The organism is Okeania sp. SIO2C2 (assembly GCF_010692625.1).
Taxonomy (GTDB): domain Bacteria; phylum Cyanobacteriota; class Cyanobacteriia; order Cyanobacteriales; family Microcoleaceae; genus Okeania; species Okeania hirsuta.
In genome coordinates, this window is the sequence record NZ_JAAHGM010000006.1 from 263,019 (window position 1) to 284,070 (window position 21,052).

General features: G+C 35.2%; 15 protein-coding genes. 7 read left to right on the forward strand and 8 right to left on the reverse strand.

Annotated elements, in window-relative coordinates; genetic code table 11:
• Positions 1-850 precede the first annotated feature (850 nt).
• Together F6K18_RS06345 and gatA are read right to left on the reverse strand one after the other, a co-directional pair.
• The gene (locus F6K18_RS06345) at positions 851-1,762 is read right to left on the reverse strand and encodes an alpha/beta hydrolase (protein WP_287519568.1); all 912 of its coding nucleotides are present in this window, start codon (positions 1,760-1,762) and stop codon (positions 851-853) included.
• A 267-nt stretch (positions 1,763-2,029) separates the two neighbouring features.
• Positions 2,030-3,487 carry an Asp-tRNA(Asn)/Glu-tRNA(Gln) amidotransferase subunit GatA gene (gatA, locus tag F6K18_RS06350; protein ID WP_287519569.1) on the reverse strand — a complete coding sequence of 486 codons (1,458 nt, stop codon included), beginning with the start codon at positions 3,485-3,487 and terminating at the stop codon, positions 2,030-2,032.
• 383 nt (positions 3,488-3,870) lie between these two features.
• Between gatA and F6K18_RS06355 the strand changes: the two genes are divergently transcribed.
• The 3 genes from F6K18_RS06355 to F6K18_RS06365 all read left to right on the forward strand — a co-directional run bounded on the left by F6K18_RS06355 (position 3,871) and on the right by F6K18_RS06365 (position 6,685).
• On the forward strand, positions 3,871-4,317 hold the full coding sequence (locus F6K18_RS06355; protein ID WP_287519570.1) for a helix-turn-helix domain-containing protein: 447 nt from the start codon (positions 3,871-3,873) through the stop codon (positions 4,315-4,317).
• Between the two features lie 524 nt (positions 4,318-4,841).
• Positions 4,842-5,534 (forward strand): COP23 domain-containing protein, encoded by a 693-nt coding sequence (locus F6K18_RS06360; RefSeq protein ID WP_287519572.1) that lies wholly within the window; start codon positions 4,842-4,844, stop codon positions 5,532-5,534.
• Positions 5,535-5,734: 200 nt separating this feature from the next.
• Positions 5,735-6,685: a serine protease gene (locus F6K18_RS06365; RefSeq protein ID WP_287519573.1), complete on the forward strand. Its 951-nt coding sequence runs from the start codon at positions 5,735-5,737 to the stop codon at positions 6,683-6,685.
• Positions 6,686-7,299: 614 nt separating this feature from the next.
• Here F6K18_RS06365 and F6K18_RS06370 read toward each other — a convergent pair.
• On the reverse strand, positions 7,300-7,443 hold the full coding sequence (locus F6K18_RS06370; protein WP_287519574.1) for a hypothetical protein: 144 nt from the start codon (positions 7,441-7,443) through the stop codon (positions 7,300-7,302).
• A gap of 154 nt (positions 7,444-7,597) precedes the next feature.
• On the opposite strand from F6K18_RS06370, the gene F6K18_RS06375 reads away from it, so the two are divergent.
• Positions 7,598-9,124, forward strand: a complete 1,527-nt coding sequence (locus F6K18_RS06375; protein WP_287519576.1) for a tetratricopeptide repeat-containing serine protease family protein — start codon at positions 7,598-7,600, stop codon at positions 9,122-9,124.
• A 162-nt stretch (positions 9,125-9,286) separates the two neighbouring features.
• On the opposite strand, the gene F6K18_RS06380 is transcribed toward F6K18_RS06375, so the two are convergent.
• Positions 9,287-9,520 (reverse strand): hypothetical protein, encoded by a 234-nt coding sequence (locus F6K18_RS06380; protein ID WP_287519578.1) that lies wholly within the window; start codon positions 9,518-9,520, stop codon positions 9,287-9,289.
• A 37-nt stretch (positions 9,521-9,557) separates the two neighbouring features.
• Entirely contained in the window at positions 9,558-14,732 is a 5,175-nt protein-coding gene (locus F6K18_RS06385) for a tetratricopeptide repeat protein (RefSeq protein WP_287519579.1), read from the reverse strand.
• A gap of 1,321 nt (positions 14,733-16,053) precedes the next feature.
• On the opposite strand from F6K18_RS06385, the gene F6K18_RS06390 reads away from it, so the two are divergent.
• Positions 16,054-17,700, forward strand: a complete 1,647-nt coding sequence (locus F6K18_RS06390; RefSeq protein WP_287519581.1) for a collagen binding domain-containing protein — start codon at positions 16,054-16,056, stop codon at positions 17,698-17,700.
• 217 nt (positions 17,701-17,917) lie between these two features.
• Positions 17,918-18,550 carry a hypothetical protein gene (locus F6K18_RS06395; RefSeq protein ID WP_287519582.1) on the forward strand — a complete coding sequence of 211 codons (633 nt, stop codon included), beginning with the start codon at positions 17,918-17,920 and terminating at the stop codon, positions 18,548-18,550.
• 212 nt (positions 18,551-18,762) lie between these two features.
• On the opposite strand, the gene F6K18_RS06400 is transcribed toward F6K18_RS06395, so the two are convergent.
• From F6K18_RS06400 to F6K18_RS06410, 3 genes are all read right to left on the reverse strand, one after another.
• A complete protein-coding gene (locus F6K18_RS06400) occupies positions 18,763-18,921 on the reverse strand; it encodes a hypothetical protein (protein ID WP_287519584.1) in 159 nt (52 codons plus the stop codon).
• Positions 18,922-19,353: 432 nt separating this feature from the next.
• A complete protein-coding gene (locus tag F6K18_RS06405) occupies positions 19,354-20,370 on the reverse strand; it encodes a CHAT domain-containing protein (RefSeq protein WP_287519586.1) in 1,017 nt (338 codons plus the stop codon).
• 183 nt (positions 20,371-20,553) lie between these two features.
• The gene (locus tag F6K18_RS06410; protein ID WP_287519587.1) at positions 20,554-20,706 is read right to left on the reverse strand and encodes a hypothetical protein; all 153 of its coding nucleotides are present in this window, start codon (positions 20,704-20,706) and stop codon (positions 20,554-20,556) included.
• A 171-nt stretch (positions 20,707-20,877) separates the two neighbouring features.
• On the opposite strand from F6K18_RS06410, the gene F6K18_RS06415 reads away from it, so the two are divergent.
• Entirely contained in the window at positions 20,878-21,048 is a 171-nt protein-coding gene (locus F6K18_RS06415; RefSeq protein WP_287519589.1) for a hypothetical protein, read from the forward strand.
• Positions 21,049-21,052: the final 4 nt, after the last annotated feature.

Consider the following 21,052-nt stretch of genomic DNA (forward strand, 5'->3'; position numbering starts at 1 on the left):
TAAGAAGTGGAAATAATCTATTAATCTAGGGAAAAAGAACAATCAACAGTTTGTTAATATACCTCATTATAGATTAATAGAGATGTTAAGATATAAAGCTCAGATTAATTGGGTTCAAAGTAATAATTACTGAAGAATCATATACATCACAATCAATTTCTTTACATAAATATTAATTACCAACATAAGGTGAATCAAAACCGATATTTAAAGGGAAAAGAATGGCTAGAGGATTGTATAAAACAGGATATAATAAGTTATTAAATGCTGATGTGAATGGAGCATTTAATATTATTAGAAAATTAATTCCCGATGTTTTTGGGGAATAAAGAGTTTGCCGTTTAACCCTGTAATGCTTGACTCACTATGAATGACTAGACTTTTAGACTTTTGAGTAAGTTTGAGTAAGTTTAGTTGAGCGGTAAGTTCAACAATTAATCATTAACAATTAATAATTACTTCCCCTTAAAACAAGAGGATTGACAAAAAGGATTTTTTTCTCCTTGATAGTTAGAGGAAATATTTTTCCCACTGTTTCATTTTCCTTGTTCCCTACTATAATATATAGCAATTTCCATAATTCTGAGGCTTTAGGAAATAGGTAAAACAAGGAGGAAAAAGACAACTGTAATTCACACTTCCCGATCGACACTATAATACTCTTCTATTTATTAGATTTAATAACAGAAGTCAAAAACATCAAATATAAATATTATAGAAGAAAAAAATTAAATTTTACTTTGGCTGCGAGGTCTATTAGACATAGGCGTGAAAATCAAAAATATAATCAATTATTATCCATAAATTATCAATTATTTCCCCCTACTCCCTCTTTTATAGATAGATATGTCTATTGTTCAATGCTTTGTTTCTGCTTCTTTTTTAATCGATTAATAAACTTATTAAGTCTCTCTAAATACTCATCACCAGCAATAGCAGCAACATCATTATGATCTGCACCTGGAACTATATATAAATCTTTGATTTTAGCAGGAGTAACTGCAAATAATTTTTCACTCATATAGGCAGGAACCGATCCATCTTCCCTGCCATGAATTAACATAATAGGTATATCTAATTTCCGTAATTTTGTAATTGAGTCAAATATTTGATGTAAGATTAATTTGATTGGAAAAAATCTATACATTCTTCCCCTATAATCCACCATCCCTTGCATAGAAGTAAAAGAACTTTGAATAATTAATCCGGCCATTTTCGGATGTCTTATAGCCAACTCAATAGCAATAGCACCTCCCAAAGAATGACCATAAACCAGTATATTTTGCGGATTAATTTCTCTTTGATTAACTAAATAATTCCAGACAATTTCTACATCTTGATAAATCTGTGCTTCACTAGGGAAATTCCCTTTACTTCGCCCATAACCACGATAATCTATCAATAAAACATCAAAACCTAATTTCTGAAATCTATAAGCTTGTTCAACATTCGCTCCAATATTAATACCATTACCATGCAAATATAACAGCACACCCTGAAAATTTGATACCTCAGAATTAGCAGGTATCCACCATCCATGTATTTGCTCTAACTTGCCTTTTTTCTTAGAAGCAGATAACCAAACATCTTCATAGGAAAGATTTACATCTTTCGGCGTTATTTTTATAACAGAACTAGGGAAAAACATAAATCGCTGCTGTAAAAATACCAAAAATATACAGACAGCAACATAAGCGATCGCTAAAACTATCCCAACAATTAAAATCAACTTTGCAACTAAAAAATAATGAAATTGCCACATAATAAAAATCGGCAGTTAGGTTTTGATTAACCAATAATTTATCCAATAATTAAGATTTAAAGCCCCTCCTTTAAAGGAGAAAAAAGCGGTCGAGAGATGGCGATATCTCCTCGCTGTCCGACCATCGACCAAGAGAAGAAAAAAAATTCACGCTCCGCGTCAATCTTCTTCTTTTCAAAGAGAGGTAATTGTTAATTATTAATTATTCATTATTAATTGTTGAATCAACACCTAACGCCTCACAACTAATAACTAAAAACCAACTTTCTAAAGGCGAGGCAGAAGTTTATACCAATCATTTGATTGTTCATAAACATGAGCAACTTCAAATAATAAAGCCTCCTTCAAAACATTACCAATTAATTGCATACCAATAGGTAAACCTTTTTCATCAAAACCACAAGGTAAACTCAAAGCAGGTAAACCAGCCAAATTAACTGGGATAGTCATTAAATCAGACAAATACATACTCAGTGGGTCATCAGTCTTTTCACCCGCCTTAAAAGCAGTAGTCGGAGCAGTGGGACAAGCCAAAATATCCACCTGAGCAAAAGCCTTATCAAAATCTTCCTTAATCAAAGTCCGGACTTTTTGAGCCTTAAGATAATAAGCATCATAATATCCAGCCGACAAAGCATAAGTACCAATCATAATTCGGCGCTTAACTTCCGTACCAAAACCCTCAGCACGAGTCTGAGCATACATCTCCAAAAGATTTTCCGACTTAGGAGCGCGGAAGCCATATTTCACCCCATCATAACGAGCTAAATTAGCTGAAGCTTCCGATGGAGCAATAATATAATAAGTAGGCAAACCGTAGCGGAACCTGGGACAAGAAACCACCTGAATTTCCGCTCCCAACTCCTGTAGCTGTTCCACTGCCTTAGTAAAAGCTTGATTAACAACAGAATCTAAACCCTCACCAAAAGTCTCCTTAATTAGACCAATTCTAATTTGCCCCTTTGGTCTTAAATTCGGTCTCAGGTTCCTAGTATAATTCGGGATAGACACATTAAGACTCGTAGAATCTTTAGGGTCATAACCAGCGATCGCCTGCAACAAAATTGCAGCATCTTCAACAGTCCTACCAAAAGGCCCTATTTGGTCTAAAGAAGAAGCAAAAGCCACCAACCCATAGCGAGAAACCAGACCATAAGTAGGCTTCATGCCCACTACTCCACAAAAAGATGCTGGTTGACGAATAGAACCACCAGTATCTGAACCCAATGCAACTACAGACTCTTCAGATGCCACTGCTGCGGCCGACCCCCCAGAAGAACCACCAGGTACTCGTTCCACATCCCATGGGTTAGCCGTAACTTGATAAGCAGAATTTTCCGTCGAACTACCCATAGCAAATTCATCTAGATTTGTCTTACCCAGAATAACTGCACCAGAATCTAAAAGTTTTTGAGTCACAGTCGATTCATAAGGAGGAATAAAATTTTCTAGAATCTTAGAACCACAAGTAGTAGGGATACCTCGGGTACACATATTGTCCTTCACAGCGATGGGAATCCCTGCTAGTTGTCCAATTTTCTCTCCTGCAGCAATTTGGGCATCCACCTGACGTGCCTGTTCTATGGCCTTTTCTGCCGTGACACAGATAAAGCTTTTCAACTTTGGCTCCAACTGGCTGATGCGTTTTAAGGCCTCTTGGGTAATTTCTACAGCAGAGCGTTCTTTACTTATTAGTTGTTGATGCAGCTCGCTAATGGATGCCATGCCTATACCATCATTCCTAAAGTTCAGCTATTAGATTATACGTTTATATCGAATTAACAATAAATAATTAACCATCAAAAATTCCTATGGCAGGGAACAGGCAACAGGCAACAAGCAACAGGCAACAGGCAACAGTCGGAAAAATATTCCCCTGTCTCAAGAGCTTTATCATTACTATGTCCGCGCCCTGTCTATTGCTATACATAGCACTGCGCAAATAGGTTAGGGCAATTATAAACACTCATGCCGAGGGCTATGATGACTTTTGACTTTTGACTTTTAACTTTTGACTTGTTCTATATATTCCAAGGTAGATTTTATCCGGAGATTGGCACATAGAGGTAGATAAGATTAAAAACTTCCATAATTTCCGAATAGGAGGTATGCCAGCAAAAGCTAGTTTGAAACCACATCTTACGGTAGAGGAATTGAAAATTCGCTACCGACAAGCTCCAGATACCATCGAATCTCGTCGGTGGCATCTCCTGCTTCTAATTGCTCAACAATGGTCTATTAAAAAAGCATCTCAAGTTGTGGGACTTAACTACGATTATGCTAAGGAAATTGTTGGGCGCTACAATAGGGAAGGGCCAGAATCTGTGAAAAATCGCAGTAAAGACCGTCAACCACCACCTGCTAAATCTTTGTTGACACCAGCTCAACAGCAGGAACTTTCAGAGGCTTTACAAGGGCCTGCTCCTGATGGTCGAGCATGGTCTGGTCCAAAAGTAGCCCGTTGGATTGCTCAGAAAACTGGTCGCGACCATGTCTGGCCTCAACGAGGTTGGGATTACTTAAAACGACTAGGCATTGACTGGAAAAAAAAGTAGAAAAATGTTGAATCGTATCTTAAATGGGATTTTGAATTGGAGAAATTGTTCTTTACAGGAATTTTAGATTTTTATCCTGCATTGCAGTGCTATTTAAGTTGTAAGGTTAAGTTGTAAGGAAAATATTTTGGAATTAAGAGAATTAAGAAACAAGGGTGCAGTTTCTGTTGTGTTAGGGACGAATATTAAGGACTGAGGTATGGCGAAGAAACCTCACTGTACCTAAATTCCGCAACAAATGCTTACATTAAAAGCTTTTCCGGAGCAAGAGCGAAAATCTTGAGAAATTGAATGAAGGTTGTTGAGGCTATAAGTAATAAATAATGCTTGATATTATCAATTATTTATCTTTTCTGTGGCGGGTTTAATAGCCCACTGTCAACGACGGGGATGCTTAAAATTTTTGGGGTTTGTAGACACAAACGTAGCTTGTCGAAGACTATTCATAAGCAATTTTCCCTTATGCCTTCTACCTTTTTCAATGGCAATAACCTACAACATAAATATCCCAAGATTTCGTGGTTATGAAAATCAATATTTGTACAAAAATATGTTTAGCATTTGCTTTCTGTTTAGGGATTCATTTAACTATCAATAATCCTGTTCATGCTAGACCAAAACCTAGATTGCTTTGTGAAATTAAAGAAGAACTATGTCAAAGAAAGGAACAGAATGTATGTACAGAAAAAGAAAGCTGTTCTGAAAAAACAAAGCCAGTAGTCAAAGAAGTTTCACCAATAATTCGACCTAATAAATTTTATTGTGACCGGGGTAAAAATGGTATCCCAACTACTTTTGTCAAAACACCACAAGGTACTTATACAGTTATTCGTTGGGTTTCTAATTATTTCTTATCTGCTGGATATAGTCCCCTGACTCGTTGCCGCCAAGTATCAGATAAATTTCAATTTTTCTATGACGATGGCAGACTAGATTACATTACGACTGGTATTGTTAATCGTCAACCAGTAATTTGTGTTTCTGGTAGAAAGGGAGGTCCTTGCCAAGGGGTATTATTTACTCTCAAACCTCAGCAAAGTGCTAGTGAAACAGTTCAAAAGTTATTTGATATTCGAGTTGGTGCTTCTACAGGTCCACTATATGAAAGTGGTTCCCGTTTCTATTTAAACTTTAATGACTATATAGAAGATTTAGTAAAAAACAAATATGACAGGTCTTCTAATAATTCTCAAACTTCTAGTTTCACTGGTTGGTAATGGAGTAATACCATTTCTCAAAAACTTTTCTCCCAGCATCTTGAGCGGGGGAATAGGGGAGAATTAAACATAATAATAATTAACATTAACTGAGCTGCTAATTAGCAAAAAGGCTATTCAACTTGTGTTAATTATTTAATAACTGAAGTGCGACTTAAGTATAGTATTACTTTTGGAAATTGGTATAATATTCTGTGAATTTGCGATCGCTAATATTAACAGTTTGTATTGGTAATTGGTTATTTTACTTCCCAATACAAGCACTATCTAAAAATTTTGATCGCCTCAAAAATTCAGAAATTCAAATACAAGTTCAAAATTGTACTGACTGTAATAATTTTTGTACTATTGAAGAGCTTAAAGGTTTAGCTAAATCAATCACGGTTAAAGTTATTTCTGAAAATGGTTGGGGTTCAGGAATTATTTTAAAACGGCAAGAACAAATCTATACAATTGTTACTAATCAGCACGTTTTAGATACTCAAGATAAATCTTATCTGATTCAAACTCCAGATGGTAATTTCTATGAAGCAAATCAAATAGAAAATGAGGGTCTTCAAGGAAATGATTTAGCTCTATTACAATTTCGCAGTGCTGATAATATCTACACTGTTGCATCTCTAGGAAATTCTCATACTCTTGCTGAAGGAGATAAGATTTTTGCTGCTGGGTTTCCTATTTTAGAAAAACCTCAAGATACAGAGTTTTTATTTACCAGGGGAAAAGTGTCAATATTGTCTGATAAACCTTTAGAAAAAGGTTATCAAATTGGCTACACTAATTTGATTAAAAAGGGGATGAGCGGTGGTCCGTTGCTGAATATTTATGGGCAAGTTATTGGTATTAATGGAATGCACGCTTATCCTTTATGGGGCGATCCTTATGTGTATAGTGATGGCGAGCGGCCTAATATTAATTTGCGTCAACAAATGAGTCATTTAGCATTTGCTATTCCCATTGAAATTGTTGTTAAATTAGCTCCCCAATTCGCATCTGTACCAAATTTTAAAGTGACTCAAACTCCTAGTAGTAAGATTTTCAATTATTTATTGTTTCCTGATTTTATTGAGGTGCTGAATTGGAAATTTTCTCCTTCTATTTTGCCAACTTCATATATGAGTCAAGAGTTTCGCGAAAGGTCAAGGTCGTAGGAATAAGTTTCATACAAAGAGTATCGGCAGAAAAGTTTATTTTTAGATGAAATAATTTCCTACTGAAATTAAAAATATTAATTTTACTAAAAGTTTTACTGTATTAATAGAACTAAGCAAAAACTCTTATTGCGACATACGCAATAAAACCACTAACTCCAGAAAATGGAACTAAGCAAAAACTCCTATTGCGACATACGCAATAAAACCACTCGCTCCAGAAAATGGAACTAAGCAAAAACTCCTATTGCGACATACGCAATAAAACCACTAACTCCAGAAAATGGAACTAAGCAAAAACTCCTATTGCGACATACGCAATAAAACCACTAACTCCAGAAAATGGAACTGAGCAAAAACTCCTATTGCGACATACGCAATAAAACTACTAGCTCTTAAAAAGAGGAAAATATGAACTTCAGAATTGTTTATGGAATTTTGTGCATTTTGATTCCTGCTTAAATTGTTGATTTTCTGTCTGAGTGGTGAATTATAGCAGTCGCCATTTTTGACTTATGAAATAGCTGCAAACTTGGGAATATCAATAATCAATTATCAAACTTCTTCATTCTGCTATATCAAATATGAACTTCAAAATAGTTGATCGACTTTTGTTAATTTTGATTCCTACTTAAATTCTTGATTTTTCCATCTTCCATCTTCCTTCTTCCTTCTGCTATGGAGTTTCCTAAATGTTGATTCCTAATTAAATTCTTGATTTTCCATCTGAGTGCTGAATTATCAAATATAGATTTCAAAATTATCTATGGAGTTTCGTAAATGTTGATTCCTACTTAAATTCTTGATTTTTCCATCTTCCATCTTCCTTTTTACTTCTTCCTACTTAAATTCTTGATTTTTCCATCTTCCATCTTCCTTCTTACTTCTTCCTTCTTCCTTCTTCTTTATGCTATGAACTTTAAAAATTATCTATGGACTTTTGTGAATTTATTATTCCCAATTCAGCCATTACTTCTGACTTCCTCTCTCTTACTTTTTCCTTCTACAGCAATTGTTTCCATACAACCTACTGCTATAGCTTTAATGGCAGATGAAATTAATCAAATTGCCGCAGAATTTACAGTATTAATTGATTCGATAAATCCAGCTTCTGGGGTAATAATTTATCGTAAAAAAGATACTTATTATGTTTTAACTGCCAAGCACGTTGTAGAAACCCAAGATGAATATGCAGTTATTACCAAAGATGGAGAAAGACATAAAATTGATTATCAAAGAATAATTAAATTACCAGGAGTAGATTTAGCACTTTTAGAATTTCAGAGTCAGAAAAAGTATCAAATAGCTACTTTAGCTGATTATGATTATCAAGCTGAATTTCGTCATATTTTTGTGTCTGGTTGGCCTGCATCGAGATTACCTTTTTCCCAAAGAGAACATTTATTTAGTCCGGGATTATTAATTAATCAAGATTATGAATTAGCTTTTATCAAAGACCCGGTTTCTAATGGTTATGAACTTTTTTATAACAATATTACCGAGTTAGGTTTGAGTGGCGCACCTATTTTAGATACTCAAGGAAGAGTAATTGGAATTCATGGTGCTTCTGAAGGTACAAAAATTTATGATGAAAAGTCTAATTCAGTGGAGAGAGTGAGTATTGGTCTTAGTTATGGAATTCCCATAAATACCTTTTTACAGTTAGCAGATAAGTTCAATATGAGATTAAATCTTCAATTGGAACATTTCCCACCACCACAACTAACTGAAAAAGAAGCTTTTTCTATAGAAGCTTATTTAAAAGTTCCAGAAACAACAGATATTTCTAGTGCAGCAGCATGGGCAAACCGTGGAAATAATTTGCATCGGTTAGAGAAATTTGAAGAAGCATTAGTAGCTTTTGAACGCTCCATAAAAATCAGAGAAAATTTCTATCCAGCTTGGTATGGCAAGGGAAATATATTGTCTGCTTTAGGTAGATATGATGCAGCAATAGATGCTTATAAAAAGACAGTAAAAATTAAACCAGATTTTTATTTAGCTTGGCGAGATAAAGGAGCTTTATTTGCTTATTTAGATCGACCCTACGAAGCATTAATATCTTTCAATCAAGTAATTAGATATAAGCCAGATGATTTTGCAGTTTGGTATCTCAGAGGAAATATTTTAACAACAAATTTTCAGGAATATGAAGAAGCGATCACTGCTTATAATAAGGCAATTCAATTAAAGTCTGATTTTGCTGATGCTTGGATGGGAAAAGGGGAAGCTTTTTATCGTTTAGGGGATTATGAAAAAGCTAGAGAAGCTGCCAAGGAAGCAGTGAAACTTAAGCCTAACGATCCAGAAATTTTGAGTTTTTTAAATGCTCTGGAGGAAAATAGTTTGCCACCCGATGATGTGGAGTGGATACCAAATCAAAGAGAGGTAGAAAGAAGAAATTATCCTTCTGGTAAACAACCTAATTTATTGTGGTAATTAATATTTGATATAGAATCCGGGTAATACAATTTATCAAAAACTTTTCTACACTTTCTTGAGTAGGGGAGTGAGCTAGATGAGGAGAGCTAGAAAGATTTAGTAATAGCGCTCAGATGGAATATTTTTTTATACCGAATCAAGCGGATTTGATATAACTAATTATCCAGATTCTATATAGATAGAAGCCCTAAGCTTATCTCCAGAAAAGAGGGAGTAGGGGGAAAAAATTAATTTATGGTTCTTAATTTCTACCTTTCTCCATATTCCCCACACTTGTTTGATATCAACACTTAAAAACCTCTCTTCCCACTCTTCCCCCTCTTCCCACTCTTCCCACTCTTCCCACTCTTCCCCCTCTTCCCCCTCTTCCCCCTCTTCCCCCTCTTTCCACACTCCCAATCAAAGAGACGCTTAGGGGTTCTATAAAAATTCAACGCCATTCCCCCTGCAAAGTAAAAGCAGACCAATAATAAGGAGATTGCCACTCGGTCTCAGAAACCATTTCTAATTGTGCCTTTCTTAATGCTTCTGTTGGTGATAATTTCTCTTTCAACATTAACTGATAGAATTTACTCATCAATCTTGCAGTAGCAGCATCATCTACATTCCACAAACTCACAAGTAGTCGCGGTGTACCTGCATACATAAATCCTCTAGTCAATCCTACTAACCCTTCACCTCGTATGTGTTTACCTAATCCACTTTGACAAGCACTCAACACTACCAAGTCAGCAGAAAAATCAAGGTTGAAAATATCATGGAGGCGTAAAAATCCATTGAGAGAGTTACCTTGTTTGTCTAGCATCGACAAAACAATGCCAGAAAGTTCAGGGTTCATACTATTTAGTAATCCGTGGGTAGCAAAGTGGATGATTTTGTATTGACTTAATTCGGGATTGGTGGCATTAGTACGATTAGCAGCAAAATCAAGATAAGATATACTCTCCGACTCTGGCAACATGGCAATAATTGCTTCTGCTTCTGTGCGAGTAGCTGGGAGTCTATCCCAAATTCCCACATCTAGTTGTCGAGCGGAACGACTGAGATTATATTTTCCCCAATTTTCACTAGGAGTTGATACGGCAGTTTCCAGTCGATTATCTTCACCACTAAAAACAGGATCGGCAACGATGGCAATGGTTTTGGGTGCAGGTTTTCGTTGTTTGGTATCTCGGCGCAGAATACTTAATGTTGATGCAGAAGGAAGATTAACAATTTCGTGTTTGGCTATCAAAGGTAAATATTTTTCTTCTGATGAAGTGGTTGGTAGGGAAATAGCACCAAAGGGAATGTAATGTAAGATGCCATCGCTGACAATTCCCAAGCGTTGATTTTTCAATTGAGAAGCAACAGGAGCTAAAATCATCTGATCAAGAGATTTAGACGCTTCGACTAAAGCAGTGGAGTTGGCACGTCTATCGGTAACAGTGCCACGAAATTCTCTGACTGCTTTTTCAATTGATGCTTTTGGAGGTAGTTGATAGCTAGTAATATTATCTTTAGTTATTGCCCAGAGAAAACTACGTTTTTCACCTAGAAAGTATTGTAATAAAAGGGTATCTTTATCGAGAATTTGTTGTTGAATTTGTTCTAAAGTTAGAGGTTGAGGTTGAGTCAAAGCAGCATAGCTCGGACTTTTTTCTCGGATTTTTGTTTGAACTGCTTCATATTTACGGAGCAGAAATTGTCGCTCTTGTTCGATGGCAGTTTTTGCTTCTAAACTGTAATCTTCTTTGTTTAAAAGTTCTACCCTTCGTCGTTCAATTCCATCTAATTGTTGTTGTAAACTTTGCTCTTGAATTACTAATTCTGGGTCAACACCTTTGCGAATATCGGTATTAGCTTCGGCGAGAAGTTCGAGGAGACTTCTAGCTTTAGAACGTTCGCTAATATTAAGTGCTTGAGCATCATATCCTTTTGAAGGATTTTGTTGATGGAGTTCCATTAATAAATCAATGTAAAATTCATAATAGTCTTGTTTGGAGGCAAAAAATGTCTGACGTTCTTCTGATGAAATTTTACGGCTTCGCGTTTGTTCAATCAAAGAAATTGCAGTTTCGATGTGATTTAAAGCCCTATTGAAATGACCTTTTTTTCGTTCGATTATCCCAAGACCAAAGAGATTTTCTGCTCTGCCTTCAGGATAGTTGTTTCCCAGCAAATCTAGAGATTTATTAAAGGATTCCAAAGCTTTTTCGAGTTCTCCTAAATCGGAGTAAACTTTACCGATATCGGTATAAAGGTAAGAAGGAGCATTAGAAAGTTTAAGAGCTTGTGTTAAAAAATTTAAAGCTTTTCCTAACTCTTCAAGTTTTAAGTACAGTTTAGAAGTACTCCTTAAGATAAATATTAAATAAGGGCTGTTATTTTCTTGGGCAATTTTCAGGGCTTTCTGGTAAAATTCTAAAGCTTTTTCTAAATCTTTCAATTTATCATAACTCACAGCAATTCGATTTAAGATTTCGATTTGTTTACGATAATTATCAAAATCTTGGTAAATGATCAAAGCTTTCTGGTAAAACTCTAAGGCTTGTTCTTCATCTCCGAGTTTAGAATATATATCACCAATTTCTGTGAGTATAGAAGCTTCTTGACTACGACTGTCTATTTTCTGGGAAATTCTCAATCCCTGACTTAAAAAATCTAAGGTATTTTGATAATCCCCAGCCTGGAAATAAACTCTAGATATCCAAATTAAAGTATTGATTTCTCCTTCGGGAGAATTACGTTTTTGATTAACACTTTTAGCTTGATTAACAAAGTTTAATGCTTGTTTTGAGTCTCCTAATTCAGTGTAATCTTCAGCAACCTGCATCAAACCACGTACCTCTTTTGGTATTCCACTTTGTTGATAAAATCTTCTAAATCGATCGAAAGATTTTAAAGGGTTTTCTGAATTAGCAATTTGATTACAAACTTGGCCGATTTCTTCATTTGAGGCTTTCAAAGGATTTGAATCATATCTTTGATCCCAAGGGGCAGGATGTACATCAGGAATTTGTAGAGCAAAATGTGAGTTTTTTTTGCAAAATTCTAAAGCTTCTTCTGACTCGACCAAGAAGAAATTTTGATTGATAAAGGTCAAATTCCGTACCTTTTGATTTCCTCTATGGGGTTGATAAAGTTTCCCATATTGATCGAAGGCTTTTAAAGCAGTTTTTGTATCCCCAATTTGATAGCAGAGTTTGCCAATTTCCCTAAAGACTTCTGCTGATATCCGAGCCTCAGATAACAGCATTTCTTGAGCATGATTTAGGGATTTATTACATAATTTTAAGGCTAACTCTGATTTGCCAAAATAAGTGGAAATACGACTCATTCTAATTAACATATCTAGCGTTCGTTCTTCTCCCCAAGGAGCATCATTTTGTTGCTCATAAATGGGTAATGCTTGCTGATAGGAATCTAAAGCTTTTTTCAAATCTCCTAATTCCGTATAAGTTCTACCAATTTCATAAAGTGTCCAGGCTTCCCCAGAATTATCGCTATTTTTTTGATAAGCTTTTGGTGCTTGATTAAAGGTTTTTACAGCTTGATTTATATTGTCTAATTTGTAGTAAAGCTGACCTATTATTCTCAAAATCCAGGCTTCTTTTTCGTAATCCCCTAATTGTTGATAAATGGGGATGGCTTGCTGATAGAATTTCAATCCAGTCTCTTTGTCTCCTAGTTGAGCGTAGGTTTTAGCAATATTAATGATAATATTAACTGCTTTTTCATACTCACCATTTTCTTGAAAAACCTTTCCGGCTTGATTAAATACTTCTAATGCTTTCTTTTTGTTGCCCAATTCGTAATAAATTTTACCTATGCTCCGAAGCGTATAGACTTCTCTACTAAAATCTTCTATTTCTCGAGAAATAACCACAGCTTGACTGTAAAATTCTAAAGCTTTTTCTTGATTTTCTAAACGCAGATAAAAAATAGCAATCTTTCTAAGAGTCAATGCAACTTCTGCTTTATCGCCAATTTCTTGGTAAATTTTGAGTGCTTGATTTAAAGTTTCAAATCCTTTTTCAGAGTCTTGCAACACATTGAAATAAATAACTGCAATCTTGTCGCGCCAGAGATTTGCTTCTTCTAGAATATTTCCCTTTTCCTGATAAACTTTAACAGCAGAATTGAAAAATTCTAGCATTCTTTCGGAGTTTTCTTGTTCTCCGTAGCGTTCAGCAACTCTAATCAAAAAACTTGTTTCTCCTTCAGTATCTTCCCATTTTTGATAAATTTTTCTAGCTTGTTTATAAACTTCTACTTCTTTTTGCTCTTCTGATAATTGAGAGTAAATCTCTCCTATTTTGAACAAAATAACAGACTGACGATAGTCAAATATTAACGCTGTTTCTAAATCTCCCAATTGAGAGTAAAATTGACTAACTCCCTGAATTTTTTCTAATTCTCGCTCGTAGAATTCTAATGCTGTTTCTAACTCTCCTGAAAAATAGTAAATTCTACCTGAGCGATCGAGAACTTTAGCTTCTCCAATACCATCTCCGATTTCCTGATAAATCTTTAGTGCTTGATTATAAAACTCTAATTCTTTTGGCCCATTATCTGACATATTATAATAATAAGCCATATTAATAAAAGTCACTGCTTCTCCCTGAAAATCCTCAATTTCTCGGTAAATTTTCAAAGACTGATTATGAAATTTCAAGGCTTTTTCTTGATTGTCAGACCACCAATATCTAACTGCAATACTTAATAGTTTTGCTTGAGCTTGACGTGCAGCAAAATTATCATCATCCGCAGATTCATAAATTTCCTGATAAATTGCTATAGCTTGATTAAATAAATCCCAACCAGCTTGATCTTGATGAAGCCTAATGAGATTCAACTCACTCAGTTCACCTAAAATTAGAGCCTCTCCTTTTTTATCTCCTATTTCTTGATAAATTGCTAAAGACTGTTTAAGTAATTTCTCTTTTTCGTAGGAATCGTTGTGACTTTGAGCCATTTTATTAATAATATTTGCTTCTCCTTGCCGTGCAGCAAATTTATCAATATTGGCATTAGTAGAATTATTAATTTCTTGGTAAATCTCCAGAGATTGTTGATAAAATTCACTGGCTTTTTTGCCATTGTTTCGCTGTTTATCGAAGACTAATTTCCGCAAGCGAGAATTTATGAATAAACGATTTCTTAATGCAAATTGCTGTTCTTGTCTGAGTTGTTTTAACTGTACTACATAAATATCTCCAATTTCACCCAAAGTAAATGCTTCCTGGAGACGATTTCCTATTTCTTGATATAGAGATAAAGCCTCTTTGTAACTTTCCAATGCGAGATTTGTTGCGCCTAGATTTTTGTAAATTGAGCCTAACTTTAGTAATGTTAATGCTGCTTCAGATTTATCTCCTGAAGATTTGAAATTTAATAATCTTTGTTCTAAATTTTTAATGGCTTGTAACTGAGAATCAATTGTTTTTCCTTCCCTCAGTTTTTCTGCTTGGGAAAAAATCTGTTCTTGAGGAGAAAAAGGTTGATTGTTTGTGGATGTTGTTTCTATAAGTTGTGATGATTTACGATGATTTGGCCTAGACTCTGCAAGAGCAGATTCTGAAAATATTAAAAGGTAAGTAAGTAAAATTAAAGCTCGTAACATAACTTTTGTTTCTTAATATTTAGAGGGTATCTGTAATTTCAGTTATCAGTTATCAGTTATCAGCGAACCTCCGACTAAAGTCGGAGGCTTGAAATACTGAATTAAATATTTCTCTTGGTCGATTGGATATGCCGAGGAGACCTCGGCATCCCATCCTAACGGACTTCTCCGCAAACGACCGCTTTTTCATCCCCTTAAAAGGGGAGGCTTTGGACCTCTTTTCTCGGTAAATAAAATATTAAATCCTGGTGTAGGGTGGGTTATGCAGATTACATAGTTAAAGTTAATAGTTAGCTTTGTGACTCGCCGTAACCTACCAAAACGTGAACTTTTGAGCATTCCTTAAGATTTATTTTATAGATACTTTCTTAAAGACTTGTTCCTCTTCTCAAGATAAGAAAAGTGGAGAGGACGCGGGGAAAGGGAGACATGGAGACGCGGAGAGAGGAAGACACGCAAACTAGATAGACGCGGAGGCTTTCTTTAATGAATATAATAGAGCAAGTAGATTGAATTAATTACTTAATAGACATCTCCATGTCCCCGTGTCTCCGCGTTTCCGTGTCAAATCTTAAAAACTTACCCTTGTAAGCACTGCCCTACTCCCTTACTCCCCCTGCTCCCCATCATCCTTAAAAAGAATTTTTTCAGCAAACCCTATTTAGGCTTGTGTAATAAAACTGAGTTATCTATCCGGATTTATCAATATAGTTCAGAATTTTAAATTAAAACTAGCAGATAAAATTTTTCTTGACTTGATTTAACAGACAAAAATATTTTTCTCAAAATAAAGTACACAGGAATATAAGAAAGTGTTTTTCAACAAAATATTAATGATGGAACCTATGGGATGAATTTACATTAATGGCTAATAGTAAAGATAGGATATTAGTCTGTATACGCCCTAAAGAAGACTAGCTACGGTTTGCGCTCAAAGGTCTTTTTCAGAAGTAGTGGATTGGGAGTAGGGTAGTAGACAGTAGTTAGGAGAAACGAGAAATTAATTAGGAGATAAATCGGATATATTCGTTCCTGAATTTTTATGCTATTTTCCTGCATTTTTTGCTAATTTTTTTAGGAATTTAAACTGAAAATATGCACTTTTTTATACCGAAAAAAGCAGTTACCTTTAGGAGTAAATGCTTTTAGATTTTTTCGGTAAACGATAGCTATATTTTAGTCAATATTTCAGGCATATTTTCTGGCAACCAATAGTTTTATATTCTTGTTATTTTTCTATCCTCTATCTACTTTTTTATATTTCCTTATACATTCAATTTATAACATTCTATTATTTTTTATATAGTTAAAGGAGTAATATATGGCAACATTAACAGCATCTCAATTTAACTCTACAGGTAATATTAGTGGCTTAAAATTTAATGACATTAATGCCAATGGTAGGTTAGACCCTAACGAATCTGGTTTACCTAATTTCACAATTTATTTGGATATTAATAATAATGGTTCTTTAGACTTCAATGAACCTGCTAATATTACCAATAATTTCGGAGGTTATTTATTCAATAACGTACCTGCTAATACTTATGTAATTAGAGAAATTCAACAACCAGGATTTTTCCAAACTACCCCCACTCCAACTGTAAATGTGACTCCGGGCAGTAATCTGACAAATATCAATATTGGTAATAGTGAGAATGTAAATAACCGGGGTAGCATTAGTGGCATTAAATTTAATGATACGAATACTAATGGAAGACTAGACCCTGGAGAAAATGGTTTACAAGATATTACTCTATATTTAGACCTGAATCAAAATGGATTTTTTGATGAGGGAGAACCTCCAACTATTACTGGTGTTAATGGTGAATATTCTTTCCGAGATTTACCTCCTAATACTTATATATTGAGAGAAGTTTCTCCACCAGATTTTGACCAAACTACTCCTGACCCAATTTTAAATGTAACTCCGGGAAGTAATCTAACAGTTAATATTGGAAATGTGAGTAACCGGGGTGAAATTAGTGGCATTAAATTTAATGATACAAATACTAATGGAAGACTAGACCCTGGAGAAAATGGTTTACAAGATATTACTTTATATTTAGACCTGAATCAAAATGGATTCTTGGATCAGGGAGAACCTCCGACTATTACTGGTATTAATGGTGAATATTCTTTCCGAGATTTACCTCCTAATACTTATATCTTGAGAGAAATTTCTCCACCAGGTTTTGCTACAACTACTCCCGACCCCATTTTAAATGTAACTCCGGGAAGTAATATTACTAATATCAATATTAGCAATGTAAATAATCGAGGTCAAATTAGCGGCACGAAATTTAATGATACGAATACTAATGGAATATTCGACCCTGGAGAATTAGGTTTATCAGATATTACTTTATATTTAGACCTGAATCAAAATGGATTTTTGGATGAGGGAGAACCTCCAACTATTACTGGTGTTAATGGTGAATATTCTTTCCTAGATTTACCTCCTAATACTTATACAATTAGGGAAAATCAAGCACCAAATTTTGACCAAACTACTCCCGACCCAATTATCAATGTAACTCCAGGAAGTAACATTACAGATGTCAATATTGGGAATGTAAGTAACCGAGGTCAAATTAATGGCATTAAATTTAATGATGGAAATGCTAATGGAATATTAGACCTTGGAGAAAATGGTTTAGATAACTTCACCTTGTATCTAGATTTGAATAACAATAGTCTCTTAGATATTGGGGAACCTGCAACTATAACTGATGAATTTGGTTTCTATTCTTTTGAGGATTTACCTCCTAATACTTACACAATACGAGAAGTGCAAAAATTTGGCTTCTCTCAAACTACTGCCGATCCAGTTGTTGATGTAACTCCAGGTAGTGATATTAATAATGTCAATATTGGCAACTTTAGTGAATTTCTGTTCAATAGTTTGACAGCAGAAGCTTCTCCTATTGTGGCAACTGATAATAGTTCTAACTTAGGGTTTTTCTAATCTATAGTGCTTTTTTTGTAGATAAAAATTTTCTGATATAGTAGTAGGGGTTTAGTCACCAAACCCCTACTTGATTTAACTAAAATATTTCTGTTTAAAATCTCAAAGTTTCAGTAAAAATGATAAGTATTTAGGCAAAATTAATTATCATACTAATTTGAAAAAATAATTTTACGAATAATAAGGGTGAGAAAAATAATTTGCAGGAGATGTCCCTTTGACGAATAAGATAAATTTTGCGACTAATATTGTGGCAGGAGACACCAATAATACCAGAGACGTTTTTTGGCACGATATCCTAACTGGGATTACTAGCAGTATTTCAGTAGATGCTTTAGGCAACCAAGGAGATTTCAGTTCCATCAGTCCTTCTATTTCTGCCGATGGTCGCTTTATTGCCTTCGAGTCTAGGGCAACTAATCTAGTACCGGGAGATACCAATGATGCCAGAGATATATTTGTGCGCGATGTACTAAATGGCATCACGACTCGCGTCTCTGTGGATATTTTTGGTAATCAAGTCAGTAGAAGTTCCTTTGCACCGACGATTTCTGGCGATGGTCGGTTTGTAGCTTTTGATTCTTTCGATCCGTTACTGGTGCCTGGGGATAGCAATGGCACTAATGATATATTCGTGCGGGATTTGCTAAATGGTGTCACGACTAAAATATCAGTAAATTATCAGGGGTTAGAAGGAAATTTGACTTCTTTTAATCCAGCGATTTCTGCTTCCGGGGAAGTAGTCGCTTTTGACTCTTTTGCAACTAATTTAGTGGTGGGAGATGCTAATAATAGTCGGGATGTTTTTGTCTGGAGTGAAAATATCTATAGTAGACTTGTCGCTTTATAACTATAAAAAACTGCTAAACCCTTATCATGTAAGGATTTTAGCAATTTCCAGTGCAAAACGTATGGAATTACTACTGTGTCTTAATTTGAGCGATTTTTTCTATCTATTTAGCGACAACTCTAGTAGTTACAAATAAGAACCAGCAGTAGAATAGGGGGAAGAATTAACTTTTTGGATTATGGCTTACAGCATAGATTTACGGGAACGAGTTGTCAACTTTGTGAAGAATGGTGGTAGTAAGGCACAATAATACTTGTAGTGCCCTCTGTTGTATTGACAAAATTTACAGGATTTTCACTACCTGAAACTGTCAAATCTCTGGCTGTTTGATTTTGATTGGATAGGGGTTGATCATTTTGTTCTGTAGTCATAATATAGTTATTAAAGAGATTATTTGAATCTAATTAACTAATACCAATTCACTTTACCTCTCCCCTACTCCCTCACTCCCCTACTCCCCCGCTCAAGAAAATGTAGCAAACATTTATCAAATTGGTATAAATAGGGCTTGCTGATTAAATATAAAAGTATTTACAGATAAAGGTTTTAGCCTTTTTGATATCGAAAAAAGTGCGCCTGTTTCAGCTCTTCACGCTCAAAAAGTAGCGTATTTTAGGTGCATAGTTAGGCAGAAAAATCATTCTTACAAAACTTAGCTCCTACCTCCTCGCTCATTCCCTTTTCTCCTGTCTCCTGTCTCCTGTCTCCTGACTCCTACCCTCACAAAAAGACTTTTTCAGCAAACCCTAAATAGGTAGACGCGAACCCCTCGAAGTAATCTCACCCTTGATTAAGAGAGAAAATTAAATCCAAACTTTGGCTAAAATTGTTGCAACTTTCATCACAGGTCCAGCTAATTTTTCTACACCTTCTAATCCTTTTTTAAGTGCCTCAACTGCTTCATCTATCAAGCCTTTGTCAGGTTGAGGTTTCTTTAATTCTGTTTCTAGTATTTCAACAGGAATTTCTGCTTGTTTTTTCTGAATTAAACTGAGAGCATTTGTGGCAGAAATTTCCTGTTTAAGCTTTCCTAATTCAGCTAATGCTGTATCTATTTTTGATTCAGAATTTTCTCCGATAGTTTGAGTATGGCTTTGGTCAATATTCACATTGCTACTTCTAGTATTTGTTGGGTTAAAAGGATTATTTGTTCCACCAATACTAATGTTGCCAAAATTTTGGGATTGATTGAAAGATTTGGGATTTGATTGAGAAGAATTATGATTAAATTTGTTTTGAGAATTCATGGCTAAATTTTCCTTCCTAGGTCGATATTTTAATTGCGGTTTTTCTGACTCTGGAATACTGTTTAAATCAATTAAAGTACAGCCAGATTCAAAGCAGCGATCGTAGGGTTCTCCAGCACCTAATGCTCGATAAAAACCAACGGCAAATTTGATCGCAGCTTCGTCTCCCATAGCTTGATTTATGCCAATAACACAATCAATATGTTGATGAATAGCTTGAGCTTGAATTTCACTATAACAAGCATTAAGTAAAACACATTCTAATTGATTTTGAAAACTTTGAAATAATCGAGCTAAAGCTTCTTCACTAACTAATACAGTTTTACCATAATTATCTTCTAAAACTAACCCATTATTTCCTGTTCCATGACCGGAAAAGTGGACAATTGTGGGATGATAATCATAGAGTGTTTGTTGTAAATCATCAATCTGAACCGCTCCAACTGGAATAATTTGAAATTCGTTTCTATGGTTTGATTGTCTAAGAGTTTTGCGGATATCGTTGACTTCTTTTCCCAGACGTAATCGACTTGTATCTGAGGGATTTGCTGAGAGAATTAAAATGTTTTTCATAAGTTTAAGTTACTAAATCAAATCTATAAAATTAGTTGAATATTATCGCCAATTTATCACCATTAATATCATGTCCGGTTAAACAGTTATAGCGGGGAACAGGGGGAAAAATATTTCCCTGTCTGAGGTTCATCATCAGCATAAGTCCTAAGCAACTTGTTCATTGCTATATGAGGGGAAAATTTAAGCATTATTTTGGTCAAGAGTTGAGCAGAACAATCTTGGGACAAAACGCCCGCTCCTACCTCCTCGCTCGTTCCCATTTCTCCCCTCCTGGGAGGGGTTAGGGGTGGGTTGTCTCCTGTCTCCTGTCTCCTGTCTCCTACCCTCACCCATAAGACTTTTGAGCGCAAACCCTAATTAATAATTAATAATTAATAATTAAATAATTCTGGTTTAAACTCTCCCCTTTTAAGGGGAAAAAAGCGGTTGAGGGATGGCGAGGTCCCCTCGCCATATCCAATCAACCAAGACAGCAGTCGTTAGCGCAGCTTCCCGAAGGGTGAGATGGCGATCTTCGGAGCGGCTCTGTCAAGAGCGGGTCTCCTCGCCATCTCCAATCGACCAAGAGAAGAAATAATATTTCCTTATATTCAATTCCGTAACGGTTTTAACCAGAGGAAATTATCAATTATCCATGATCAATTATCAATTAATGAACGCCTCGCCATGACATGATTAA

What these genes read in the sequence shown, in the direction of transcription:
- F6K18_RS06385 (WP_287519579.1), bottom strand. Translation starts at nt 14,732, where the DNA reads ATGTTACGAGCTTTAATTTTACTTACTTACCTTTTAATATTTTCAGAA.
- F6K18_RS06345 (WP_287519568.1), bottom strand. Translation starts at nt 1,762, where the DNA reads ATGTGGCAATTTCATTATTTTTTAGTTGCAAAGTTGATTTTAATTGTT.
- F6K18_RS06390 (WP_287519581.1), top strand. Translation starts at nt 16,054, where the DNA reads ATGGCAACATTAACAGCATCTCAATTTAACTCTACAGGTAATATTAGT.
- F6K18_RS06415 (WP_287519589.1), top strand. Translation starts at nt 20,878, where the DNA reads ATGGCGATCTTCGGAGCGGCTCTGTCAAGAGCGGGTCTCCTCGCCATC.
- F6K18_RS06360 (WP_287519572.1), top strand. Translation starts at nt 4,842, where the DNA reads ATGAAAATCAATATTTGTACAAAAATATGTTTAGCATTTGCTTTCTGT.
- F6K18_RS06410 (WP_287519587.1), bottom strand. Translation starts at nt 20,706, where the DNA reads ATGGGTGAGGGTAGGAGACAGGAGACAGGAGACAGGAGACAACCCACC.
- F6K18_RS06405 (WP_287519586.1), bottom strand. Translation starts at nt 20,370, where the DNA reads ATGAAAAACATTTTAATTCTCTCAGCAAATCCCTCAGATACAAGTCGA.
- F6K18_RS06355 (WP_287519570.1), top strand. Translation starts at nt 3,871, where the DNA reads ATGCCAGCAAAAGCTAGTTTGAAACCACATCTTACGGTAGAGGAATTG.
- F6K18_RS06375 (WP_287519576.1), top strand. Translation starts at nt 7,598, where the DNA reads ATGAACTTTAAAAATTATCTATGGACTTTTGTGAATTTATTATTCCCA.
- gatA (WP_287519569.1), bottom strand. Translation starts at nt 3,487, where the DNA reads ATGGCATCCATTAGCGAGCTGCATCAACAACTAATAAGTAAAGAACGC.
- F6K18_RS06400 (WP_287519584.1), bottom strand. Translation starts at nt 18,921, where the DNA reads ATGACTACAGAACAAAATGATCAACCCCTATCCAATCAAAATCAAACA.